The following is a 7056-nucleotide window of genomic DNA, read 5'->3' as shown; positions in this document are numbered from 1 at the left end:
TATGACCGTGACTCCCCAAGCTCCTCCGAAAACTCGCCGCGTGGTTTTTCCCTTCACCGCTATTGTCGGCCAGGAAGAAATGAAATTATCCCTAATGCTCAACGTCATCGACCCCAAAATTGGCGGGGTGATGATTATGGGGGATCGAGGTACGGGAAAATCGACCACAATTAGGGCTTTAGCCGACCTTTTACCGGAGATTGACGTAGTTGCTAACGATCCCTTTAATTCTGACCCCAATGATCCCGATTTAATGAGCGATGAGGTGCGGCAAAAGGTGGACGAGGCCATCCCGTTGACCATTGCCAAGAAAAAAGTCACTATGGTAGATTTGCCCCTCGGTGCGACGGAGGATCGGGTCTGTGGCACGATTGACATCGAAAAGGCCCTGTCAGAAGGGGTAAAAGCTTTTGAACCTGGGTTGCTGGCCAAAGCTAACCGCGGCATTCTCTATGTGGATGAAGTCAATTTACTTGACGATCACCTCGTCGATGTGCTATTGGATTCGGCCGCTAGTGGTTGGAATACGGTGGAACGGGAAGGAATTTCCATCCGTCACCCGGCCCGGTTTGTTTTGGTGGGATCGGGCAACCCAGAAGAGGGAGAATTGCGCCCACAACTGCTCGATCGCTTTGGAATGCACGCCGAGATTCACACCGTCAAAGAACCACCTCTACGGGTCAAAATCGTGGAACAGCGTGCGGAATTTGATGGCAATCCCCTCTCGTTTTTAGAGAAATATAACTTAGAACAGGAAGAACTACAAAGAAAGCTAGTGGAGGCCCAAAATCTTTTGCCTTCTGTGGAGCTTGATTATGATCTGCGGGTGAAAATTTCCGAGGTTTGTTCCGAGTTAGACGTGGACGGATTGCGCGGCGATATCGTTACCAATCGCGCCGCTAAAGCTCTGGCCGCTTTGGAAGGACGGACAACTGTGACGGTAGATGATATCCGTCGGGTAATTGTTCTCTGTTTACGTCACCGTTTGCGGAAAGATCCGCTAGAATCGATCGATTCTGGTTATAAAGTCTTGAAAGCTTTTAATCGCGTCTTTGGATTAGAAGAAAATTCCTAAATCTAATTCACCCTCTCCCCGAAGAGAGGGTTTTTGACTGGATTTAGAGATGAAGGCCAAAAAGGGCTAGATGTGGCCGAATAAGCTAGAATTTTATCGATCGCTGTTATTCTCTGGGGGAATGTCCATGTGGGTTGAAAGTATAAAACTCGAAAACATTAAATGCTTCCAGAATCAAGAGATTAAATTTATTAGTAATCCCAATAATCAACGTCATTGGCGCACTAAACCTTATCATTGGATCACTTTATTGGGAGAAAATGGAGTAGGAAAAAGCACGATTTTACAGGCTTTGGCTTTACTGCTCGCTGGACCAGAAGCAGCCAAAGAATTATTACCACGTCCGACTGGTTGGATATGTAATCCCAAGACACCGGGTAAATTAACCGCAGTGCTTCATCAAGAAGATGGGGATGCGGGAAAATTTGGTACGGATAAAACTCGAAAAACTTTTGCTTATTCCTATTTTGTTACAGGCAAGGAAAGGTTAGAGTTAGGAGGCAGTAAGGACAAACAAACCTATACAGAACCAGCATTAATCGAAGAAAATACTAAAATTTTAAGTTGGTTGCGAGCCAATGCTTTTGCCTCCGATAGTCGTGGTTGGTTTGCCGTCGGTTATGGAGCTTTCCGTCGTTTGACACGAGTGAGTCAAGTGATCATTCCTAGTCTTGAACCTCCGAAACGCTCTAGCAACTTTTTCAGCCAATTTAATGAGGATACATCTTTAAGTTCTTTTGAGAGATGGATGGTGTATTTAGATTATCGAATAGCCAAAAATCCTGAAGATAGTAAATCCAAACAAATGAAAAAAATCGGCGAAGAAGCAATTACTAAACTGTTACCTGGTAATGTAGAAATTGCTGAAGTAACTGCCGATGCCTTGATTCAGTTTCTAGTTAACGGTCAAAAAGTTCCAACCATTAGTTTATCCGATGGTTTTCGGAGTATGATTGCTTTAGCCGGAGATTTAATTTGGCGATTATTACAATCCTTCCCCAATCTAGATAACCCCACAGAGGCTTCTGGAGTCGTCTTAATCGATGAGTTAGATATTCATTTACATCCTTCTTGGCAAAGGGAAATTGCTGGATGGTTACAGGAAGTTTTTCCCAAGCTTCAATTCTTTGTCGCTACTCATAGTCCTTTAATCGCTGCCGGTGCAGGGCCAAATTCTTTAACCCTACGAATCGATCTGGTAGAGGGTGAATCAGAGATTGTAGAAATTCCTTATAAAGAATTAGCGGCTAATGTTGATCGTACTTTAACAAGTTCTGCTTTTGGTTTGAAATCAACCTTTCCCACTGAGACAGAAAATAAAATTAAGCGTTACCACCAACTAAATCGTAAAAATAAAAATCTGGCAGCAGAAGAAAAGCAAGAATATGAACAACTGTCATTATTTGTTCAAGACGTTAAACCCTTTGGCGAAATTAGTCAACCTAATAGTTTAGAATCCCGAATTGATGCCTTACTAGAGGAGCGTTTATCTTGATTCCTGTCACCAGAATATCAGAGCCACCCGTATTAGCTAAAAATGCCGCTCGTTGGCTAGAGGCTTTAGAATCAATAAAATCAAACAACAAGGCAACTAAAGCTCAAATTAACCAAGCACAAAATAAATACAGTCATCCGCAAGTTAAAGACGCATTAGTTAAAATGTTTAATGGGAAATGCGCTTACTGTGAAAGTAAGATTACAGTGGTAACTTACGGAGCGATCGAACATTTTTATCCAAAAAGCCAGTATCCTGATCTGACTTTTACTTGGGAGAATTTACTGCTTTCTTGTGATAAATGTAATGATGCCAATCACAAAGGCACAAATTTTCCTCTCGATGATATCACAGGAAATCCTCTGTTAATAGACCCCACGGATGGAGTAACCGATCCGAATACACATCTTGAATTTATTTGGGATGAAATGGCAAAATTGGCCAGTGTTTATGGTCGGGATCGGCGTGGTCAAATTGTTGAAGATTTGTTCGATCTCAATGGTATGCGTGGACGAAAAGAATTAATTAACTATCGTAGTCAATATATTAAAAGATTGTTAGCATTATTACGTTTAGCAAAACAAGGAGACTCGGAGGCTTTATCTTTACTGCAAGAAGCTTGTCAATCGGGAGCGGAATATTATGCTTTTGCTAGTATTTATATCCTGCCTCATTTGCCTCCCTAAAATTAAGGGTAATTATTATCTACGGTCTGAAAAACAAAATTTATCGCTTATTATTCTCACCTTACTTGCTATTTATGTCTCGTCCTGTTGTTTATTTTGCCGTTACTAATCATGGTTTTGGCCATGCTGTCCGCAGTGCTTCGGTGGTAGCTAATATTATTGAACTTAATCCCGAAATTTTGCCGATATTAGTCACCACTGCTCCGCGCTGGTTATTAGATTCCTACATATCTGGAGAATATATTCAAAGACATCGGGGGTTTGATGTGGGAGTAATCCAATCGGATAGTTTAACGATGGATAAATTAGCTACTAAAGAAAAACTAGAACAAATAATTGCTCAATCAAGGTCAATTATTGCCAGTGAAGTTAATTTTATTAAAACTAATCGTGTAGGTTTAGTTGTGGCCGATTTACCGCCTTTAGCGGCACTAATTGCCAAAAGTGCGGGGCTTCCTTGTTGGATGATCGGTAACTTTGGCTGGGATTTTATCTATCGTGATTGGGGTGAAGAATTTGCCAGTATTAGTGATTGGATTAGTCGTTGTTATAATCAATGCGATCGCTTGTTTAAACTGCCTTTAGCGGAAGCAATGACAGCATTTCCCCATGTTACCGAGGCAGGTTTAACCGGAGGTACACCCCGCTACAGTGAAGAACAATTGCGACAGGAGTTTAAGCTAAATACCCCTAAAGAAAAAACTATTTTATTGAGTTTTGGTGGGTTAGGATTAGAAGCAATTCCCTATAATAACCTCGCCAGTTTTCCCGATTGGCAATTTATCACTTTTGAAAAAAACGCGCCCAAACTGCCCAATTTAGTCCGCTTACAGGATAAACCAGATCGGAGCTATCGTCCCGTGGATTTTATGCCCCTGTGCGATCGAATTATTTCCAAACCAGGATATAGTACCTTTGCCGAGGCTTTAAAATTAGAGGTGCCGATTGTTTCTCTGACGCGAGAAGGTTTCGCCGAATCAGCGATTTTATTGGCTGGAATCCAAGATTATAGTTATCATCAAATTATTAGCAGTAAAGAATTTTTTCAAGGTAATTGGGACTTTTTACGCCAAGCCCCCCAACCGCCCAGATTAAAGGTTAAACTGCCTAAAGATGGTGCAGAATCGATAGCGAGAGCTATTGTAGAATACTTTGAGAGGCAATAACCCTCCCGGGGAAAGTTGACGGCGAACCTGAGCAGAGAACTAGGGAGACAGAAACAAGATCGGGCAGAAAGCCGATACTTGTTACAATAGTTTACAAATCACCCTGCCCCGCCACCGAACTATGTCCGAACAGATGATCTCCCCAGAGACGCAAAACCCAGAAGCGATTACCGTTGAAGTGCAGCCCGTCCATATTCCCGAAGAGCATCGGGAAGATATTGGCCCCATGGATGACAACGTAGCCGAGAGTTGGCGCTACAATCCCCAAGTTATTAACGACTATTACCGTCGGCGACCTCTAGACGTTTTGGGGAGATTAATCGAAATTGCCCTACCGGTTTTATCTTTTCTCATCGGTATCTGGTGGGATAAACTGCGGGGAAAATCGCCGAAAAATGAAATTAGACGGGCCGTACAATTGCGGGAAATGTTGACCAAATTGGGACCCACTTATATTAAAATCGGTCAAGCTCTCTCTACCCGGCCTGATTTAGTACCGCCTTTATATTTAGAAGAATTAACCACTCTCCAGGATCAAATCCCCTCTTTTCCTAACGAAATTGCCTATCGTTTTATCGAAGAAGAATTAGGTTATTCTCCCGAGGAAATTTACGCAGAATTATCCCCCAATCCCATAGCAGCCGCTTCCCTAGGACAAGTTTACAAAGGTAAATTAAAAACCGGAGAGAGAGTCGCCGTTAAAGTACAGCGTCCCGATTTGATTCGCTGTATAACTTTAGATGTGTATATCATGCGTAGTTTGGCGACTTGGGTGAAAGGTAATATTAAAAGACTTCGCTCCGATTTAGTGGCAATTACCGACGAATTAGCCAGTCGCATTTTTGAAGAAATTAATTATCTTCACGAAGGACAAAACGCCGAAAAATTCGCTCAACTTTATGGTCACATTGCCGAAATTTACATCCCCAAAATCTACTGGAAATATACCGGGAGACGGGTTTTAACCATGGAGTGGGTGGACGGCACAAAATTAACTAATATCAAAGAAATTCAAGCCCAGGGTATTGATGCCACCCACTTAGTTAATGTGGGGGTGCAGTGTTCTTTGCGTCAATTACTTGAACACGGATTTTTCCATGCGGATCCCCATCCGGGTAATTTATTAGCGACTCCCGACGGTAAATTAGCTTATCTTGATTTCGGCATGATGAGCAATATTGAACCCTATCAACGCTACGGTTTAATCGAAGCGGTGGTGCATTTAGTCAACCGGGATTTTGAGTCTTTGGCCAAGGATTACGTTAAGTTAGACTTCCTGTCACCAACTACCAATTTAGAGCCAATTGTTCCCGCTTTTTCGGAAGTTTTCGGTAATGCTTTAGGGGCGAGTGTGGCAGAATTAAACTTTAAAAGTATCACCGATAAAATGTCGGCGATGATGTATGAGTTTCCCTTTCGAGTTCCTGCCTATTATGCCCTGATTATTCGCTCGATGGTGACTTTAGAGGGAATAGCAATTGGCATCGATCCTAATTTTAAGGTACTGAGTAAAGCCTATCCTTACATTGCTAAACGTCTGCTCACCGATCCTTCCACGGAGTTGCGAGATTCCCTGCGGGATTTATTGTTTAAAGACGGTACTTTTCGCTGGAATCGTTTAGAAAATCTCTTGCGTAATGCTAAAGATTCTAATGATTTTAACTTCGAGAAAGTCACCGAACAAGCGTTAGATTTTCTCCTTTCAGATAGGGGTATATTTATCCGCGAAAAATTAGTGAATGAGTTAGTCAATGCGCTAGATAACTTCGGTCGTCGCACTTGGTTTAATCTCACGGTTAATTTCCGGCAACAGGTGGGTTTAGCGGTGCAAGAAACTCCCCCAGAATTGTTGGGTGATGCTAAGAGTTTTGAGCATCTTCGCAACATCTTTATTATTTTACAGGAAACAAAAGGATTCGATGCCATGGCTATGGTGCCAGTGATGACGAAACTAATCGCTAAACCGGAAACCCAACAGATGGGACAAAAAATTGCTGAAGGTTTGCTACAAAAATCCCTAGCGCGTTTAATTCGTTACCTAGTTCTCGAATTTGATAGACCAAATCATCGGCAAAATGGAGAATTATCGAAAGCTTTACCCGCTGCCGATTAACCTCTGTTCGGATCAGTTCCACCGACGGATTAAAATCTGAGCATTTCCGATAATAAAGGCCGTGGAATAAATTTCACGGCTCAGAGAAAAACGTTAAACTGTTTTTAAAGTTTTTTTATCCTAGCCGATTAACGGGGTTTAAAGGTAACTTGTAAACCGTCCCGGGGGTGAGGAGTGGGGATAGAGGTGAGGGTGAGATCTTGATTGGGGAGTAATTGCCAATCGTACTTTTGTACTAAACGGACGGCTAAAATTTTCATCTCTAAACGAGCGAATTCTTTGCCTATACATTCGCGTAATCCCGCACCAAAAGGGATATATCCGTAGGGTTTTTCCTCGGCTAAAAAGCGATCGGGATCAAAGGTTTCAGGATGAGAATAAATATTATTATCTTTATGGGTATTGCTGATTTGATACTGCACTACCCATCCTTTCGGCAAATGATAACCGTTAAATTGACAGTCTTCTATTACCCGACGGAATCCTCCTCCCACGGGTGGAGTAAAACGTAATACTTCTTT

6 protein-coding genes are annotated in these 7056 nt (G+C 42.2%); 5 read left to right on the top strand and 1 reads right to left on the bottom strand.

The annotated features are described in order from the left end of the window. The first annotated feature begins 1 nt into the window (after position 1). From bchI to PX481_RS02380, 5 genes are all read left to right on the top strand, one after another. The gene (gene bchI, locus PX481_RS02400; RefSeq protein WP_002760148.1) at positions 2-1075 is read left to right on the top strand and encodes a magnesium chelatase ATPase subunit I; all 1074 of its coding nucleotides are present in this window, start codon (positions 2-4) and stop codon (positions 1073-1075) included. A 70-nt stretch (positions 1076-1145) separates the two neighbouring features. Continuing rightward, a complete protein-coding gene (locus tag PX481_RS02395) occupies positions 1146-2570 on the top strand; it encodes an AAA family ATPase (RefSeq protein WP_223213012.1) in 1425 nt (474 codons plus the stop codon). After that, positions 2567-3256, top strand: a complete 690-nt coding sequence (locus PX481_RS02390) for a retron system putative HNH endonuclease (protein WP_002760150.1) — start codon at positions 2567-2569, stop codon at positions 3254-3256. Before PX481_RS02395 ends, PX481_RS02390 begins: the two co-directional genes overlap by 4 nt. A 74-nt stretch (positions 3257-3330) precedes the next feature. Next, the gene (locus PX481_RS02385) at positions 3331-4422 is read left to right on the top strand and encodes a glycosyltransferase family protein (RefSeq protein ID WP_288093493.1); all 1092 of its coding nucleotides are present in this window, start codon (positions 3331-3333) and stop codon (positions 4420-4422) included. 121 nt (positions 4423-4543) lie between these two features. Further along, positions 4544-6535 carry an ABC1 kinase family protein gene (locus tag PX481_RS02380; RefSeq protein ID WP_288093492.1) on the top strand — a complete coding sequence of 664 codons (1992 nt, stop codon included), beginning with the start codon at positions 4544-4546 and terminating at the stop codon, positions 6533-6535. A 128-nt stretch (positions 6536-6663) separates the two neighbouring features. Here PX481_RS02380 and PX481_RS02375 read toward each other — a convergent pair. Then, a partial coding sequence (locus PX481_RS02375; protein WP_288093491.1) for a cytochrome P450 occupies positions 6664-7056 on the bottom strand: 393 nt, incomplete at its 5' end.

Source organism: Microcystis sp. M53603_WE2, assembly GCF_030065435.1.
This window is presented reverse-complemented; position numbering and strand designations above follow the sequence as displayed.